The organism is Aquimarina sp. TRL1, assembly GCF_013365535.1.
GTDB classification, from domain to species: Bacteria; Bacteroidota; Bacteroidia; order Flavobacteriales; family Flavobacteriaceae; genus Aquimarina; species Aquimarina hainanensis.
Map to the genome: position 1 here is coordinate 2325362 of NZ_CP053590.1, position 19060 is coordinate 2344421.

Sequence of the window (19060 nt, forward strand, 5' to 3'; positions counted from 1 at the left end):
TAAAAAAAGCCGATAATTTACTTATCGGCTTTTTTGTGTTATATGTTGGATTTATTATTTCTTTTCAGGTTTAAAAATAAAGGCATTTGGAAACTTCTCGTGAATCTCTTTTAGAGCTCTGTCTGCTTCAAGACGACTTCTGTAGTTTCCGATCCATACCTTGTAGTTTGGAGTTTCCCATTGTATGGAAGGTTCCCATTTAGAGAAAGATTCGTCAGCAGCTTTTAAAATCGAATTTGCTTTGTTTAAATTCCCGTAGTATAACTGTATTTTATATCGATCACTAAACTCTCCTTCTTTTGCCATGCTGGATTTGATGTTTAGTAGTCTTTTTATTCTAGGGTCTTGATTGATTTTTACTTGTGGATTTGTTTGGTTTTCAGTGCTAATTCCCTCTTCATTGGTGGCTTCTAGTTTGTTTTCGTAATCATTTTGGGCATGTGTGAATGTGGAATACGCTAGACAAAGACCAAAGAAAAGAATACTACTTTTTTTATTTAAAATTCTCATTACAAATAGATTTGATACAAAGGTAAAGTTTAATGACTCAAAATCCTTGAAAAATATTATTTAGAATAGATATAAATTAATATTTAACGGTTCGCTAACATTTCTAAAATCGACTTATTGTAGTACTTTTGTCGTCGAATTAATCGGTTCTGTTTTTAATGCGATTTGTTGCATTAAAGAAAAAACCGTGCCAACAATTTAGATGATAATTCTACTTATAATATGAGACAGGTGAAATACCGTAATTCAGCCTCTAGAATCCTTGTCCTAGGAACAGTTTATTTATTAACTTTCTTAAATCCTGTTTTTGCACAGGATGGTGCAGCTGGTGATGCCGCTGTCACAACGCAAGAAGCATCCGGCGGTGATGTTGCGAAGGGTGAGGAATTGTTTAAATCTTTATGTGCGGCATGTCATAAGCGTTATAAAAAAATGACAGGGCCAGCGTTGTTTGGAGTGACAGATAAGCATAGTACAGAGTGGTTGTATTCTTGGATTAAGAATAGTTCCGCTTTAATTGCATCAGGAGATGCAGCTGCTATCGCTGTGTTCGAAGAGTATAATAAAACTCCAATGAACTCATTCCCTCAATTGTCTAATAAGGATATTGATGATATTCTGGCATATGTGATGGTGCCAAAAGCAGATCCGCCAAAAACTGCAGGAGTAGCTCCGGTTGATGGAGGAGGATCCGGAAATAGTGGTGGCGTTTCTACAGATGTGTTGTTGGGAGCTTTAGTGTTAGTTTTCTTAATGCTGGTAGTGTTCCTTTACATGGTAAACAGTACCTTGAAGAAATTTGCTGTAGCAAATGGAATTGAATTGCCAAAAGAAGGAAAGACACCGATTTGGAAAGCATTTGTAAAGAATCAGTTTTTAGTAATTGTTACTACAATATTATTATTGTTGTCATCTGCTTATTTTGTATATGGATTCCTAATGCAGGTAGGGGTAGACCAAGGTTATATGCCGGTTCAGCCAATACACTATTCGCATAAGATTCATGCTGGAGATAATAAAATTGAGTGTAAGTATTGTCACTCTTCTGCTAGAGTAAGTAAAACTTCAGGGATACCATCGTTGAATGTATGTATGAACTGTCATAAGTCAATTAGTGAAGTGGCAGAAAGTACAGCGACAGCAGAACACTCAAAAGAGTTCTACGATGGAGAAATTCAGAAATTATATAAAGCGGTTGGATGGGATGCAGAGAACCAAAAATACACTGGGGAAACTTCTCCTGTAAAATGGGTTCGTATTCATAACCTACCAGATTTTGCATACTTTAACCATTCACAGCACGTAACTGTTGCAGGGATTGAGTGTCAAAAATGTCACGGTCCTGTAGAAGAAATGGAAGTAATGTATCAGCATGCTCCTTTGACAATGGGATGGTGTATAAACTGTCATAGAGAAACAAACGTGAAGTTAGAAGGAAATGAGTACTATGCGAAGATTCACGAAGAGTTGTCTAAAAAGTATGGAGTTGAGAAGTTAACAGCTGCTCAGATGGGTGGTCTGGAATGTGGAAAATGTCATTATTAAAAGCAGAGTGAAATCTGTTAGGTTGTAAATTAGTAAAGAAGTTAATATCAGTTATATATGTCATCAAACAAGAAATACTGGAAAAGTGTTGAGGAGCTAGACCAAAATAGCTCTATTGTTGAGACGCTAAAACAAAACGAATTCGTTCAGGAAATTCCTACGGATGAGTTTTTAGGAGATGAGCAATCTCTGGAGAATTCTTCGACTTCTCGTCGTGATTTTCTTAAGTATTTAGGTTTTAGTACCGCAGCAGCTACCTTAGCAGCTTGTGAAGGACCAGTTAAGAAATCTATTCCTTATGTAGTGCAGCCGGACAGTATTGTTCCGGGAGTAGCAAACTTTTATGCAACTACAGTAGCGAATGGTTTTGATTTTGCAAGTATTTTAATCAAAACGAGAGAAGGACGCCCTATCAGGGTAGAGAAGAATACGATGTCTAAATCAGGTTTAGGAGCAAATGCAAGAGTGCAGGCATCAGTTCTTTCTTTATACGATAGTACAAGATTGAAAGGTCCTAAAGCAGCAGGAAAAGATATTAGCTGGGATGCTTTAGATAAAGAAGTTTCTGCTAAGCTGAATAGCTTAGGAGGAAAACAAATTGTTTTGTTGACGCAAACTTTTGCGAGTCCGTCAACTACTAAGTTGATCGGAGAGTTTAAGGCAAAGTATGGAAATGTATCACATGTAGTATATGATGCGATTTCAGAAAATGCGGCACTAGAAGCGTATAAAGCAGTGTATGGGAAACGTGCACTTGTAGATTATGATTTTGGTAAAGTTGATACTATTGTAAGTGTTGGAGCAGATTTCCTTGGCGATTGGCAAGGGGGTGGATATGATGAAGGATATGCTGCCGGACGTATTCCAAAAAATGGTAAAATGTCTAAGCATATTCAGTTTGAGTCTAATATGTCTCTGACTGGAGCTAATGCGGATAATCGTATTCCTGTTACACCAACTCAGCAAAAACAAGTATTAGCTTCTTTATATGCATATGTAACTGGAACAAGTTCTAAAACTACATTGAGTCCTGAGCTTAATGAACAGGTAGTAAAAGCTGCTAAACATATTAAGAAAGCAGGAAGAAACGCAGTAGTAGTTTCAGGGATACAAGATGTAGATGCTCAATTATTAGTTATTGCAATTAATAAAGCTATTCATAGTAAAGCTGTAGCAGAACACAGAGCAAGAAAAATACGTCAGGGAGATAGCAAAGCGGTAGCTCAACTCGTAAAAGATATGAATGCCGGGAAAATTGGAGCTATCTTAATAGCAGGTGTAGATCCTGTGTATTCTTTGCCAAACGCTGCAGAATTCAAGGCAGGTCTGGAAAAAGTTGATTTATCAGTGGCATTTTCAATGCACAATGATGCAACTGCAGAGAAATGTCAGTATGTAGCAACGACTCCTCATTACTTAGAATCTTGGGGAGATGTAGAGTTAAAAGAAGGAAGTTATGCGCTTACGCAACCAACTATTCGTCCGTTGTTTGATACAAGACAGTTTCAGGAAACACTTCTGAAATGGACAGGTAATGCGGAAGATTATAATAAATATATTAAAAATGCATGGACAGGAATTTTAGGAGGTACTTCATGGAATCAAGCATTGCATGATGGTATTTTAGTAAAACCTGTTTTAGCTAAAAAGGAATTAGAAGAAGCAATAGAGGCACAGGAAGGTGATGAAGTAGAAGCGCCTGCTGTAGTAACTCCGGATTTTGGTGGAGCAGCAAAAAGACTATTAGCTTCTGAGTCGAATGGATTCGAACTTACGTTATATACTAAGACTGGATTAGGAGACGGACAACAAGCGAGTAACCCTTGGTTACAAGAGTTACCAGATCCTATCTCCAGAGTATCATGGGATAACTACCTTACAGTTTCAAGAGTTGATGCAGAAGCATTAGGATTAGAAAACTATAATGTAGCAAACGGTGCATTAAATGGTAGTTATGCCAAAGTTACAGTAAATGGAGTATCTGTAGTAGCGCCAGTATTGATCCAACCAGGACAGGCCAAAGGATCTGTAGGTCTTGCCTTGGGGTATGGAAAAACTGCTGCCATGAAAGATACTATGAAGGTTGGAGTTAATGCTTATGCATTATATCACAATCTGGATGCAGTACAGCAAGTGTCTATAGAAAAAGTGGACGGAGATCATGAGTTTGCTTGTGTACAGCTTCATAATACATTAATGGGTCGTGGAGATATCATTAAAGAAACGACTTTAGAAGTATTTAATACAAAAGATAAAAATGTTTGGAATTCAGTTCCTGTTGTAAGTAAAGATCATATTGAGTTTGAAGTAACTTCTCCTGAAGTTGATCTTTGGGATGAGTTTGATAGATCTGTAGGACATCATTTTAATCTTTCTATTGACTTAAATGCATGTACGGGATGTGGAGCTTGTGTGATTGCGTGTCATGCAGAGAACAACGTTCCTGTAGTAGGAAAGTCAGAGGTAAGAAGATCAAGAGATATGCACTGGCTTCGAATTGACCGTTACTATTCTTCTCAGGATAGTTTTATCGGAGATAGTGAGAAGAAAAATAATATCTCAGGATTAGGAAGTTCTCTTTCTGAATTTGGAGAGATGGAAAATCCTGCAGATAACCCGCAGGTGGCATTCCAACCTGTAATGTGTCAACATTGTGATCATGCACCTTGTGAGACAGTATGTCCGGTAGCAGCTACATCACACGGTAGACAGGGACAAAATCATATGGCATATAACCGTTGTGTAGGTACAAGATATTGTGCGAACAACTGTCCATATAAAGTGCGTAGATTTAACTGGTTCTTGTATAGCAATAATGATGAGTTTGATTACAATATGAATGATGATTTAGGGCGTATGGTTCTTAATCCGGATGTTGTAGTGCGTACAAGAGGGGTGATGGAAAAATGTTCTTTCTGTATTCAGTCTACTCAGGCAATTATCTTAAAAGCAAAAAGAGAAGGAAGACCAGTGGCAGCAGGAGAGTTTAATGATTCTTGTGCATGTTCGGCAGCTTGTTCTTCTGGAGCGATGCGTTTTGGAGATGTGAATGAAGAAGGAAGTGTTATTGCAGATTTGGTAAAAGACGATAGAGCATACCACTTGTTAGAACACGTTGGTGTTAAACCGAATGTTGTGTATCAAACGAAAGTAAGAAACACTACAGAAGCTTAAATAAATAAAGAATAAATTCAATTATATAAAGGATTATGTCTCATTACGAAGCACCTATAAGAAAACCTTTAGTTACCGGGGATAAAACATATCATGAGGTAACAGAGGATGTGGTAGCAGCAGTTGAAGGAAAAGCAAATAAATCTTGGTGGATAGTATTTTCTATCTCATTAGCAGCTTTCCTTTGGGGTATAGGTTGTATTATCTATACCGTATCTACAGGTATCGGAACCTGGGGGTTGAACAAGACCGTTGGTTGGTCTTGGGATATTACTAACTTTGTTTGGTGGGTAGGTATTGGTCACGCAGGAACACTGATCTCTGCAGTACTCCTACTTTTCCGTCAGAAATGGAGAATGGGAATTAACCGCTCTGCAGAAGCGATGACTATTTTTGCAGTATTTCAGGCAGGGTTATTCCCGATTATTCACATGGGGCGTCCTTGGTTGGGATATTGGGTATTACCGATACCAAACCAATTCGGATCTTTGTGGGTAAACTTTAACTCACCACTACTTTGGGATGTATTTGCAATTTCGACATACTTATCTGTATCTCTTGTCTTTTGGTGGACAGGATTATTGCCTGATTTTGCAATGATTAGAGACAGAGCAGTAACTCCTTTTAATAAAAAAATATATGGTATCTTATCATTCGGATGGAGTGGTAAGGCAAAAGACTGGCAACGTTTTGAAGAGGTGTCTCTTGTATTAGCCGGTTTAGCAACACCTTTAGTACTTTCAGTACATACTATTGTATCGTTTGACTTTGCTACCTCTGTTATTCCTGGGTGGCATACAACTATCTTCCCTCCGTATTTCGTTGCAGGAGCGATTTTCTCAGGATTTGCCATGGTAAATACGCTGTTGATTATGATGAGGAAGGTGTCTAAACTAGAAGACTACATTACTTTACAACATATAGAATTAATGAATATTGTAATTATGATTACAGGTTCTATTGTTGGGGTAGCTTATATAACTGAGTTGTTTGTAGCTTGGTATTCAGGAGTTGAATACGAACAGTACGCATTCCTTAACCGTGCTACGGGACCTTACTGGTGGGCATATTGGGCAATGATGACTTGTAATGTATTTTCTCCACAGTTTATGTGGTTCCCTAAATTGAGAAGAAGTATCATGTTTTCATTCTTTATCTCTATTGTGGTAAACATAGGAATGTGGTTTGAGCGATTTGTAATTATTGTAACATCACTTCACAGAGATTACTTACCGTCTTCATGGACGATGTTCTCTCCAACGTTTGTAGATATAGGAGTATTTATTGGTACAATCGGATTCTTCTTTGTGTTATTCTTGCTATATGCTCGTACCTTTCCGGTAGTAGCACAGGCGGAAGTAAAATCGATTTTAAAGTCTTCAGGAAGTAAGTATAGAAAATATATGGATGAAGGACGTGATTTTAGAGAAGATTTACCAAAAGTAGAAGTGAAGATAATCAGAGAAGATCTTTCTGATGATAATACAGCTGAAAATTTAAAAAATAACTAAGGATGGCATCAAAAGTTATACAAGCATTTTATACGGATGATGATGTGTTAATGGACGCAGTGAAGAAAGTTCGTAAAGAGCATCATCATATAGAAGAAGTGTTTACTCCTTTCCCTGTTCACGGTTTGGATAAAGCGATGGGACTACCACATACAAGACTAGCAATTACTGCTTTTATGTATGGATGTCTGGGATTAACAGTGGCAATCACTATGATGAATTTTATCATGATTGAGGATTGGCCACAGAATATCGGAGGAAAACCAAGTTTTAGTTTTATAGAAAACATGCCATCTTTTGTGCCAGTAATGTTCGAGCTTACAGTATTTTTCTCCGCTCACTTAATGGTAATCACATTCTATATGAGAAGTAGAATATGGCCATTCAAAGAAGCAGAAAATCCAGATGTAAGAACTACTGATGACCATTTTTTAATGGAAGTGAGTGCTACCAGTGAAAATGTAGATGAATTGATCGGAATGTTGGCAGAAACTGGAGCTACAGAAATAAAAGTTAAAGATAAGCAAGGAGATAACCATTAGTAATAATGAAGAATACTATAAAAATATTAGCCCTGGCAATACTGGTAAGTAGTATTGTTTCTTGTAAAAACGAAAAGAGTCCTAACTATGTCTTCATGCCTAATATGTATGAGTCTGTGGGCTATGAAACTTACGGGGATTATGAAATTTTCGAAGATGGTCAGGAAGCAATGTTGCCTGTAGAAGGAACAGTTCCAAGAGGATGGATGCCTTATGATTATGAAAACTCTCCAGCTGGATATAAGCAGGCAAAAGATAGCTTGAAAAATCCACTTCGTTATACAGAAGAAAATCTGGAAAAAGGAAAAGAACTATATACGATTTACTGTGCAATATGTCATGGTGATAAAGGAAAAGGAAAAGGAACGTTAGTTAAAAGAGATAAAATTTTAGGAGTTCCGAGTTATGATGATATTGGAAGAGCTATTACGGAAGGTAGTATATATCACGTAATGTATTACGGAATTAACTCTATGGGATCTTATGCTTCTCAAACAAGCGAGCACGAACGTTGGCAAATAGTTCAGTATGTTCAGAAGTTGAAAGCTGATTTGGAAGGAAAAACTCCAAGATTGGATAAAGAAGAAGGTAAGAAACCAGAAGTACATGAAGAGAAAGTTGCTCTTCATGATGCGTCAGCTGAAGATCACAAGAAACCAGCACAAGAAGTGCACCATTAAAATTAAAGAATAACGATATATTAAAGATATGTATACGCTACCAAATAAGTTAAAACTATTTTCTCTCATTCTTGTTGTTGTGGGACTTATAGGGCTAATAGCTGGATTTGCTACTACACCAAGTTCAATAGAAGAAGTTAAAGAACAGCTGGCAGCACATGACGCTCATGGTGGTGGTCATGGAAATGCTCATGAAGTAAAGAATTCACATGCTGAGTCAGCAGGTCATGGAGAAGGACATGAAACAAAAAGTCACGGTGAAGAGGCTGGACATGGTGATGCACACGGTGGAGATGCTCATTATGAGCATGTTTTACATCAGTTACAAAATAAGCCTTGGGCTTCTTTGTATATAGCCGCGTTCTTTTTCTTTATGATTTCACTAGGAGTGTTAGCATTTTATGCAATTCAAATAGCTGCACAAGCAGGCTGGTCTCCGGTTTTATTCAGAGTAATGGAAGCTATTACAGCATATTTAGTGCCTGGAGGGATTATAATGTTTGTAATTTTAGCGCTATCAGGATTCCATGTTAATCACTTATTTGTTTGGGCAGACCCTGAAGTGGTAGCACATGATAAGCTGATTCAGGGGAAATCTGGATGGTTGAACTCTTGGGGGTTCATTATCAGAGCAGCATTGTTTTTAGCTGGGTGGATGTTATATCGTCATTTTGCAGTTAAATTTTCAAGAAAACAAGATGAAGATGCTACAGGAAATAAATGGTATAAGAAAAGCTTTAAAATTTCTGCTGCCTTTTTAGTATTCTTTATTTATACAGAATCAATGATGTCATGGGATTGGATTATGAGTTTTGATCCTCACTGGTTCAGTACATTATTTGGATGGTATGTTTTTGCTGGATTATTTGTTTCAGGAATTACTACAATCGCAATGATTACTATCTTTCTTAAATCAAGAGGATACTTAGAATTTGTTAATAATAGCCATATTCATGATTTGGCAAAATTCATGTTTGGTATTAGTATATTTTGGACATATTTATGGTTCTCTCAGTTCTTGTTAATATGGTTCTCTAATATTCCAGAAGAGGTAACCTATTACATAACTCGTATAGATGATTATAAATTACCTTTCTTCGGTATGGTAGCAATGAACTTTATTTTCCCATTGTTGGTATTGATGAATAGTGACTTCAAACGAGTTAACTGGTTTGTAGTGATGGCGGGAGTAATTATTTTATCAGGGCATTATTTAGATGTTTATAATATGGTTATGCCGGCAACAGTAGGTGCGTCTTGGTTTATTGGTTTAAGCGAGATTAGCGCAGTACTATTGTTTTTGGGAGTATTCCTGTACGTGGTATTTAGTGCATTGACAAAAGCACCATTATTAGCAAAAGGAAATCCTTTTATTGAGGAAAGTAAGCACTTCCATTATTAAAATAAAATCGTTTAAAAAGAAGATAGATAAAAATGACTGTATTCTTAACCTTAGTAGTTATAGCTCTTTTCGGGATCTCTTTATGGCAAATGTCAAAGCTGATGAATTTGGCCAGAGGTAAGGAGGGTGCTACAGAAATTGCCAATGATAAAGATAATGATACACAAGGTAAGTTGATGCTTGCGTTTGTAGGATTTATATACTTATTAACCATATATTGTTTTACTAATTATTATACTTATTTTTTACCTGAGTCTGCTTCAGAGCATGGAAAAGATTATGATACTCTGATGATGATATCAGTAGTGTTAATTATGATTGTTTTGATACTTACTCAAGGATTATTGCATTATTTTGCATATAAATACAGAGGTAAAGAAGGTAATAAAGCATTGTACTTCGCAGATAATGACAAACTGGAATTTATATGGACTATTATTCCTGTAATAGTGTTAGCCGGATTGATTATTTACGGGTTATTTACCTGGACTGATATTATGAATTTTGATGAAGAAGAAGGAGATCCTTTAATTGTAGAATTATATGGGTATCAGTTTGGATGGAGAGCTCGTTATGCAGGAGAAGATAATGTGTTAGGTAAGGCAAATGTTCGTTTTATAGAAGGAGTGAATACTTTAGGGTTAGATGTTTCTGATAGCTATGGAATGGATGATAAGGTTGCAAGTGAACTTCACTTACCAGTGAATAGAAGAGTGATCTTTAAGATGAGATCTCAGGATATTCTTCACTCTGCATATATGCCATTCTTTAGAGCTCAAATGAATGTAGTTCCAGGAATGATCACTGAGTTTTCGTACATTCCTACAGTAACTTCGGAAGAAATGAGAAATAGTGAGTTTATGGTAGAGAAAGTAGCTACGATAAATAAAATCAGAAAAGAAAAGAGTAAGAAATTAGTTGCCGCAGGTGATGAAGCTTTAGAAGAGTATAAATTTGATTATTACCTATTGTGTAATAAGATTTGTGGTACTTCTCATTATAATATGCAAATGAAGATTGTTGTAGAGTCAGAAGAAGATTATAAGGAGTGGATTAAAACACAAAAGACGTTTAAGGAGCAAATGTCTGCACAGGCATCTAATTAGTATTGAAATTTAGTATATTATTATAAAAAAAATATAGAGAGATATGTCAGCAATAGCACACGGAGAAGATCACGCACACGGACATGCTCATGACGATCACGGTCATCATAAGGAAACTTTTATTACTAAATATATATTTAGTATTGATCATAAAATGATTGCAAAACAGTATTTGGTTACTGGTTTGATCATGGGTATTATCGGTATTGCAATGTCTATTTTATTTAGATTGCAATTAGCATGGCCTGATCATAAATTTACTGTGTATGAAATTTTCTTAGGAAAATTTGGTGTGGATGGAGTGATGGATCCTAGTATGTACCTGTCATTGGTTACGATACACGGTACGATCATGGTATTCTTTGTTCTTACTGCAGGGTTGAGTGGTACTTTTAGTAACTTATTGATTCCGTTGCAGATTGGAGCTAGAGATATGGCTTCTGGTTTTCTGAACATGGTTTCATACTGGTTGTTCTTTTTAAGTGCTGTGATCATGGTGTTATCTCTTTTTGCAGAGGCTGGACCAGCAAATGCAGGATGGACAATTTATCCTCCTTTAAGTGCATTGCCTCAAGCGATCGGTGGTTCTGGAACAGGAATGACGTTATGGCTGGCTTCTATGGCTATTTTTATCGCGTCTTCATTGATCGGTTCTTTGAACTATGTGGTAACAGTAATAAACTTAAGAACTAAAGGGATGTCTATGACTAGACTTCCATTGACAATCTGGGCATTTTTTGTTACAGCAATTATTGGTATTATTTCATTCCCGGTTTTATTATCAGCAGCATTGTTGTTGATTATGGATAGAAGCTTTGGAACATCTTTCTTTTTAAGTGATATTTATATTCAGGGAGAGGTATTGCATAACCAGGGTGGTTCACCGGTATTGTTTGAGCACTTATTCTGGTTCTTAGGACACCCAGAGGTATATATTGTATTATTACCTGCACTGGGAATAACATCAGAAATTATAGCAACAAATGCAAGAAAGCCAATTTTCGGGTATCGAGCGATGGTTGCATCAATTCTTGCAATTGCATTCCTTTCTACAATCGTATGGGGACACCATATGTTCGTATCAGGGATGAATCCTTTCTTAGGATCTGTGTTTACATTTACAACCTTATTGATTGCAATTCCTTCAGCGGTAAAATCGTTTAACTATATTACCACTTTATGGAAAGGAAACTTGCAATTTAATCCGGCTATGTTGTTCTCTATAGGTCTGGTATCTACCTTCATTACAGGAGGACTTACAGGAATTATCTTAGGAGATAGTACCTTGGATATTAACGTTCATGATACGTATTTCGTAGTAGCTCACTTCCACCTGGTAATGGGTATTTCAGCACTGTACGGTTTATTTGCCGGAGTATATCACTGGTTCCCTAAGATGTACGGTAGAATGATGAATAAGAATTTAGGATATGCGCATTTCTGGATTACAGCAATCGGAGCATATGGAGTATTCTTCCCTATGCACTTTGTTGGAATGGCGGGATTACCTAGAAGATATTATACAAATTCTAATTTCCCATATTTTGATGATTTACAAGATACAAATGTATTGATTACTGTATTTGCTATTATCACAGCAGCAGCGCAATTCATTTTCTTATATAACTTTATCTCTTCTATGTATTATGGTAAAAAGGCAGAAAAGAACCCTTGGAATTCTAACACATTAGAATGGACTACACCTGTAGAACATATTCATGGTAACTGGCCAGGAGAATTACCAACAGTATACAGATGGGCATATGACTATAGTAAGACTGATGAGAATGGAGAGTATGTGATTCCTGGACAGGATTTTGCGCCACAAACACATCCAATGCAGGACGGAGAAGAAGTATTACATCATTAATTGATGATAAAACAATATAAAGAAAGCCTTTTCATTATGTGAAAAGGCTTTTTCTTTTGAACTATCTTTGTGATAGCAAAATTAATTGCTTATACTAGTCTATATAAAATAAGAAGTTTGGTAGCTTATGAATGATAATTTGAATCCGTCCAATGAACATTTTACTCCAGAGGAGATGGATGTAGAAAAAGCCTTACGCCCCTTATCCTTTGAGGATTTTGCAGGGCAAGATCAGGTGTTGGAGAACTTGAAAATTTTCGTTAAAGCAGCTAATCTTAGAGATGAAGCTTTGGATCATACATTGTTTCACGGTCCTCCTGGTCTGGGGAAAACAACTTTGGCACATATTGTAGCAAATGAGTTAGGTGTAGGTATAAAAGTAACATCCGGACCTGTACTAGATAAGCCAGGAGATTTAGCAGGGTTACTTACAAATTTAGATGATAGGGATGTGCTGTTTATAGATGAGATCCATCGTTTAAGTCCTATAGTAGAAGAGTATTTGTATTCTGCCATGGAAGATTATAAAATAGACATTATGATTGAAAGTGGTCCAAACGCTAGGACAGTTCAGATTAATCTAAATCCATTCACCTTAGTTGGAGCAACAACGAGATCGGGATTGTTAACCTCTCCGATGAGAGCCCGTTTTGGAATACAATCCAGATTACAATACTACACAACAGAATTATTAGCCTCTATAATAGAAAGAAGTGCTTTTATCTTAAAAGTACCGATTAATTTAGAAGCTGCTATTGAAATTGCAGGGAGGAGTAGAGGAACTCCTAGAATTGCGAATGCATTATTGCGTAGAGTACGTGATTTTGCCCAGATAAAAGGAAATGGACGAATTGATATAGAAATTGCAAAATATGCTCTAAAGGCGCTAAATGTTGATGCACATGGCTTAGATGAAATGGATAATAAAATTTTGACTACGCTAATAGATAAATTCAAAGGAGGTCCTGTCGGGATTACCACTTTGGCAACAGCAGTTAGTGAAAGTGCAGAAACTATAGAAGAGGTATATGAACCTTTTCTGATTCAACAAGGGTTTATAATGAGGACCCCTAGAGGGAGAGAAGTTACAGAATTAGCGTATAAGCATCTTGGGAAAACTAAAGGAGGTATTCAGGGAGGATTGTTTTAGACGTCAGTATGCATGTGAGCTAGTTCAGATTATTACAGAAAATTAGGAAACAGATGAAGTATAATGTCCTTGGAGAAGTATCTTTTCTCGAGCTGATAAAGAATGCTAGAAATATCCTGCTAAATCCATTGCCTTTTCATAGACGTAATTTTGCTAAACATGGAGATGTATTTAGAGTCCATTTAGGAGGTGGAAAAAAAGTACTTTTTACCAGAGATCCGAATATGGCACGTCACATGCTTCAAAAGCAACATAGGAAATATCACAAATCATCACTGCAAACTAAAGATTTAGCTAAGTATATAGGAGAAGGGCTTTTGACATCAAATGGGGAGAAATGGCTACAACAACGACGACTCATTCAGCCAGCTTTTCATAGGAAAAAACTAAAGATTTTGGTGGATACGATGCGGGACGTTATAGAAAGTAGCGTTATGTCTTTTCCGAAAAATAAAGAAATAGATGTATTGCCATTGATGAGTGATCTGGCATTTGAAGTAGTAGCAAAATCTTTGTTTGGATACGAGGATCCGGATACCATTTCACGATTGCAATATATAACGGAAAAAGCTCAACATACACTGATAAAAGAGGTACGGCAACCATACAAAAAATGGTGGTTTTATTTGACAGGAGTAACACAAAGAACATTGCGTTTGACAAAGGATGCTAGGAAATTGCTAGAAAAGATTATTCAAGATAGAAGAGCTTCCGGAGAAAAAAAAGATGATTTATTAGGGATGTTGCTGGAGTCGAGGTATGACAATGGGAACGCTATGAGTATGGATCAGCTAATTGATGAAATTTTGATTCTGTTTGTCGCAGGGCATGAAACTACGGCCAATGCCTTGGCATTTTCACTTTTTCTGTTAGCTAAAGACCAGAAAATACAACAAAAAGTATTTGAAGAGGTGAGTAAGGTCGATCCAAAAGGTGCAATTTTTGAAAGCCTGAATGAACTATCTTATACCAGGCAGTGTATTGAAGAAACGATGCGACTGTACCCCCCAGCGTATTTTTCAGATAGAGTGTCAATAGCAGATGATACATTCGAAGGAATGGAGCTCCCGGCAGGAACTCAGGTTTTGATTTCATTTTATGAAATTCATAGGAATTCGCAATTTTGGGAACAAGCAGAAATCTTTAATCCAGATCGCTTTGATCCAGTAGCTAAAAAAGACTTTTCTAATTGTTATTTTCCTTTTGGTTCCGGTCCGAGAATGTGTATCGGAAATAATTTTGCGATGTATGAAATGGTAATTGCTTTATCCTCGATTGTTAGAAGTTATAAAATAACAACTAATGAAACTAGTATTGAAGTAACTCCATTGATAACGTTGAAGCCTAAAAATGCACGATTGACTTTTGATCAAAGAACGAATTGAAACCTGGGGAAGATAATAATAACGGTGAGTAATAAAGCAAAATATAGTGCCCTGATTAAAGAAGAAGCAAAACGACTTGGTTTTTTATCATGTGGTATTAGCAAAGCCGGTTTTTTAGAGGAAGAAGCACCGCGCCTGGAGAAATGGTTGACTAAAAATATGAATGGAGAAATGTCATATATGGAAAACCATTTTGATAAACGACTCGACCCTACAAAACTGGTAGATGATGCAAAAAGTGTTATCTCTTTATTGCTGAACTATTATCCTTCCGAAACCCAAAAAGATGATACGGCTCCTAAATTATCAAAATATGCATACGGTAGAGATTACCATTTTGTAATTAAAGATAAACTAAAGCAGTTGTATGAATATATAACAGAAACCATAGGGGAGGTTTCCGGAAGAGCATTTGTGGATTCTGCTCCTGTGTTGGATAAGGCATGGGCAGCAAAAAGTGGATTAGGGTGGATTGGGAAAAACAGCAACTTGATCACCAGGAAAGTAGGTTCTTTTTATTTTATAGCTGAGTTGATCATAGACTTGGATCTGGAGTATGATACAATTGTTTCTGATCATTGCGGAACTTGTACGGCCTGTATTGATGCTTGTCCTACTCAGGCAATTGTAGAACCGTATGTGGTTGATGGGAGCAAGTGTATATCGTATTTTACGATAGAATTAAAAGACGAAATACCATCTGGTTTCAAAGGTCAGTTTGATCAATGGATGTTTGGATGTGATGTGTGCCAGGATGTGTGTCCGTGGAATCGCTTTTCAAAACCGCATAATGAACCATTATTTAATCCTAAACCAGAATTGCTGGAGATGACCAAAAAAGATTGGGAAGAGATTACCCAGGAGGTGTTTTCCAAAGTCTTTCAGAAATCGGCAGTAAAAAGAACAAAATTTTCTGGTTTAAAACGAAATATTGACTTTTTAAACTCTTAATGTGTTAAAAAATAATTGGAGACTATTTAGTGAATGAGCTTGAAATTGCTCTTAGCTATAGAGAAAGAGTCGTTTGGAGAGCTTATAGCAACAAAAATGGGGGAGCTCTTCTTTTATACCTTTAAATTTTTCTATCTCAACCAGACTTGTACCTTTGTAACGTACATTTATATCATGATTACAGATGAGTATAGAAAGTAAAAGAAGAGAGGCCTTAGTGTATCACGCTAAACCTACACCAGGAAAAATCAAGGTAGTTCCCACAAAAAAATATGCGACACAAAGAGATTTGTCATTAGCATATTCCCCTGGAGTTGCAGAGCCTTGCTTAGAAATAGAAAAAAACACCTCGAATGTTTATAAATATACAGCAAAAGGAAATTTAGTTGCTGTTATCTCTAATGGAACGGCAGTATTAGGGTTAGGAGATATAGGTCCTGAAGCGTCAAAACCAGTAATGGAAGGAAAAGGGCTGTTATTTAAAATTTTTGCAGATATCGATGTTTTTGATATAGAAGTGGATACTAAAGATGTAGATGCTTTTGTAGAGACCGTAAAAAACATAGCTCCTACATTTGGAGGGATAAATCTTGAGGACATTAAAGCTCCTGAAGCTTTTGAGATAGAAAGAAGGCTCAAAGAAGAACTGGATATTCCGGTAATGCACGATGATCAACACGGAACCGCGATAATCTCTGCGGCAGCATTATTGAATGCCTGTGAATTGGCAGGAAAAGAGATTAGCCAAGTGAAGATAGTGGTAAGCGGAGCAGGAGCAGCAGCCGTTTCCTGTACGAGACTGTATAAAGCATTTGGAGCAAAATCGGAAAATATCGTTATGACCGATAGTAAAGGGGTAATTCGAAAAAGCAGAACAAATCTTACCCCCGAAAAAGCCGAGTTTGCTACAGATAGAGAATTAGATACTTTAGAAGATGCACTAAAAGGAGCTGATGTTTTTATCGGTTTGTCAATGGCTAATCTGGTTTCTCCAGACATGCTTTTGTCAATGGCTGATAATCCAATTGTTTTTGCGATGGCAAATCCTGATCCTGAAATAAACTATAACTTGGCAATAGAGACAAGAGATGATATTATCATGGCTACAGGTCGAAGTGATAACCCTAATCAGGTAAATAACGTTTTAGGATTCCCTTTTATATTTAGAGGTGCATTAGACGTACGGGCAACTGGGATTAATGAAGAAATGAAGATGGCGGCAGTAAAAGCATTGGCAGAACTAGCAAAAGAACCTGTGCCAGAGCAAGTGAATATTGCATATGGAGAAACGCGTCTTAACTTTGGGAAGGATTATATTATTCCCAAACCATTTGATCCTAGGTTAATGAGTAAAGTGCCTCCTGCAGTGGCAAAAGCCGCAATGGAATCAGGAGTTGCGACAGCTCCGATTACAGATTGGAAGAAGTATGAAAATGAGCTGTTAGAGAGAATGGGGAATGATAATAAGTTAGTACGCTTATTGGCTGATAGGGCAAAAACAAATCCTAAAAGAGTTGTGTTTGCAGAAGCAGATCACTTGGATGTTCTGAAAGCAGCCCAAACAGTAAAAGAAGACGGAATAGGGTATCCAATACTTTTGGGAAGAAAAGATGTGATCGCCGAGTTAATGGCTGAGATAGACTTTGATAAAGAAGGAGTAACCATTATCGATCCTAAATCAGATGATGAAATTGAAAGGAAAAATCATTACGCAAAGAAATATTGGGAAGTAAATAGTCGAAAAGGAATTACACTGTTTGATGCCCAGAAATTGATGAGGGAGCGAAACTACTTTGCTGCAATGATGGTTAATGAAGGTGACGCAGATGCTTTGTTATCCGGATATTCCAGAAGTTATCCTACTGTTGTAAAACCGATGCTAGACCTGATAGGGTTGGCAAAAGGAGCTACTAGGATTGCTACCATGAATGTAATGATGACAGCAAAAGGACCTTTGTTTATAAGTGATACTTCGATTAATATAGAGCCATCTGCAGAGGATTTGGCAACCATTGCTCAGATGACAGCAAGAACAGTAGAGATGTTCGGTGTGGATCCGGTAATAGGTATGATCTCATATGCGAATTTTGGGTCGTCTAAACACCCGAATGCTTCTAAGGTTAGAGAAGCGGTAAATTACCTTCACCAGCATCACCCAAATATTGTAGTAGATGGAGAGTTGCAAATGGACTTTGCTCTTAATAGAGAAATGAGAAAAGATAAATTTCCATTCTCTAAGCTTAACGGGAAAAAAGTAAACACATTAGTGTTCCCTAGTTTAGATTCAGCGAATAGTACCTATAAGTTGTTAAAAGAATTAAATGAATCAGAATCGATAGGTCCTATTATGATGGGAATGCGCAAACCGGTCCATATTTTACAATTAGGAGCTAGTGTAGAAGAAATGATAAATATGGCTGCAGTCGCAGTTATTGATGCTCAACAGAAAGAAAAGAAAGAACGAGAAGGCGCATCTTTTGTAACTGCTTAAGAAAGCTTTTCTGGTTTTGGAATGCATTATACAGCTTGGAAAACATGTTGTTTTTCAGGCTGTTTTTTTTAAAATCATTTACTAATATAAATTTAGTACTTTTGATGGTTTAATATCTGAGCATATAATGATCACACATATCAAAGGGCGATTGGTAGAGAAAAATCCTACCGATGTTATTATTGACTGTAATGGAGTAGGATACTTTTTACATATTTCATTACATACTTTCTCATTACTCCCGGAAGGAGAAGTTATTCAGCTGTATACCCACTTACAGGTAAAAGAAGATTCACATACTTTATTTGGCTTTGCTCAGAAGTCCGAACGAGAGATTTTTAGGCTATTGATCTCAGTTTCAGGAATTGGTGCCAGTATTGCAAGAACGATGTTATCCTCTATGGATCCCAATCAAATTAAAGAGGCGATTGCTTCTGGAGATGTAGCAGCGATTCAGTCGATCAAAGGAATTGGAGCAAAAACCGCTCAACGGGTAATTTTGGATTTAAAAGATAAGATTTTAAAAGTTTACGATATTGGAGAAGTTTCTATTCCTCAGAGCAATACTAATGGAGAAGAAGCGTTATCTGCTTTAGAAACCTTAGGTTTTAATCGAAAACTAGCCAAAAAAGTGGTCGATAAAATCTTGAAAGAGTGCCCCACAGAAACAGTTGAAAATATAATAAAGCAAGCCTTAAAAAATTTATAAAAGTTGAAATTATCAAAGTGTTTACAGGTTGATT

At 36.8% G+C, this 19060-nt stretch carries 14 protein-coding genes; 13 read left to right on the forward strand and 1 reads right to left on the reverse strand.

Annotated features, from left to right (window positions below; all coding sequences use genetic code 11):
* Positions 1 to 54: 54 nt before the first annotated feature.
* On the reverse strand, positions 55 to 510 hold the full coding sequence (locus HN014_RS09475; protein WP_176028641.1) for an SPOR domain-containing protein: 456 nt from the start codon (positions 508 to 510) through the stop codon (positions 55 to 57).
* Positions 511 to 732: 222 nt separating this feature from the next.
* Between HN014_RS09475 and HN014_RS09480 the strand changes: the two genes are divergently transcribed.
* The 13 genes from HN014_RS09480 (at position 733) to ruvA (ending at position 19026) form a co-directional block, all read left to right on the forward strand.
* Entirely contained in the window at positions 733 to 2055 is a 1323-nt protein-coding gene (locus tag HN014_RS09480; RefSeq protein WP_176028642.1) for a c-type cytochrome, read from the forward strand.
* A gap of 57 nt (positions 2056 to 2112) precedes the next feature.
* Positions 2113 to 5229 carry a TAT-variant-translocated molybdopterin oxidoreductase gene (locus tag HN014_RS09485; RefSeq protein ID WP_176028643.1) on the forward strand — a complete coding sequence of 1039 codons (3117 nt, stop codon included), beginning with the start codon at positions 2113 to 2115 and terminating at the stop codon, positions 5227 to 5229.
* 35 nt (positions 5230 to 5264) lie between these two features.
* Positions 5265 to 6740, forward strand: a complete 1476-nt coding sequence (nrfD, locus tag HN014_RS09490) for an NrfD/PsrC family molybdoenzyme membrane anchor subunit (protein WP_176028644.1) — start codon at positions 5265 to 5267, stop codon at positions 6738 to 6740.
* 2 nt (positions 6741 to 6742) lie between these two features.
* Positions 6743 to 7282 carry a DUF3341 domain-containing protein gene (locus HN014_RS09495; protein ID WP_176028645.1) on the forward strand — a complete coding sequence of 180 codons (540 nt, stop codon included), beginning with the start codon at positions 6743 to 6745 and terminating at the stop codon, positions 7280 to 7282.
* Positions 7283 to 7287: 5 nt separating this feature from the next.
* Positions 7288 to 7962: a cytochrome c gene (locus HN014_RS09500; RefSeq protein ID WP_176028646.1), complete on the forward strand. Its 675-nt coding sequence runs from the start codon at positions 7288 to 7290 to the stop codon at positions 7960 to 7962.
* 28 nt (positions 7963 to 7990) lie between these two features.
* Positions 7991 to 9364 (forward strand): quinol:cytochrome C oxidoreductase, encoded by a 1374-nt coding sequence (locus tag HN014_RS09505; RefSeq protein ID WP_176028647.1) that lies wholly within the window; start codon positions 7991 to 7993, stop codon positions 9362 to 9364.
* A 32-nt stretch (positions 9365 to 9396) separates the two neighbouring features.
* Positions 9397 to 10470, forward strand: a complete 1074-nt coding sequence (locus HN014_RS09510) for a cytochrome c oxidase subunit II (protein WP_176028648.1) — start codon at positions 9397 to 9399, stop codon at positions 10468 to 10470.
* A gap of 43 nt (positions 10471 to 10513) precedes the next feature.
* On the forward strand, positions 10514 to 12340 hold the full coding sequence (locus HN014_RS09515) for a cbb3-type cytochrome c oxidase subunit I (protein ID WP_176028649.1): 1827 nt from the start codon (positions 10514 to 10516) through the stop codon (positions 12338 to 12340).
* Positions 12341 to 12467: 127 nt separating this feature from the next.
* Positions 12468 to 13490 carry a Holliday junction branch migration DNA helicase RuvB gene (ruvB, locus tag HN014_RS09520; RefSeq protein ID WP_176028650.1) on the forward strand — a complete coding sequence of 341 codons (1023 nt, stop codon included), beginning with the start codon at positions 12468 to 12470 and terminating at the stop codon, positions 13488 to 13490.
* 53 nt (positions 13491 to 13543) lie between these two features.
* On the forward strand, positions 13544 to 14875 hold the full coding sequence (locus tag HN014_RS09525) for a cytochrome P450 (RefSeq protein ID WP_176028651.1): 1332 nt from the start codon (positions 13544 to 13546) through the stop codon (positions 14873 to 14875).
* A 24-nt stretch (positions 14876 to 14899) separates the two neighbouring features.
* On the forward strand, positions 14900 to 15826 hold the full coding sequence (gene queG, locus HN014_RS09530; protein ID WP_176028652.1) for a tRNA epoxyqueuosine(34) reductase QueG: 927 nt from the start codon (positions 14900 to 14902) through the stop codon (positions 15824 to 15826).
* A 184-nt stretch (positions 15827 to 16010) separates the two neighbouring features.
* Entirely contained in the window at positions 16011 to 18317 is a 2307-nt protein-coding gene (locus HN014_RS09535) for an NADP-dependent malic enzyme (RefSeq protein WP_176028653.1), read from the forward strand.
* Positions 18318 to 18444: 127 nt separating this feature from the next.
* Positions 18445 to 19026 carry a Holliday junction branch migration protein RuvA gene (gene ruvA, locus HN014_RS09540; RefSeq protein WP_176028654.1) on the forward strand — a complete coding sequence of 194 codons (582 nt, stop codon included), beginning with the start codon at positions 18445 to 18447 and terminating at the stop codon, positions 19024 to 19026.
* Positions 19027 to 19060 lie beyond the last annotated feature (34 nt).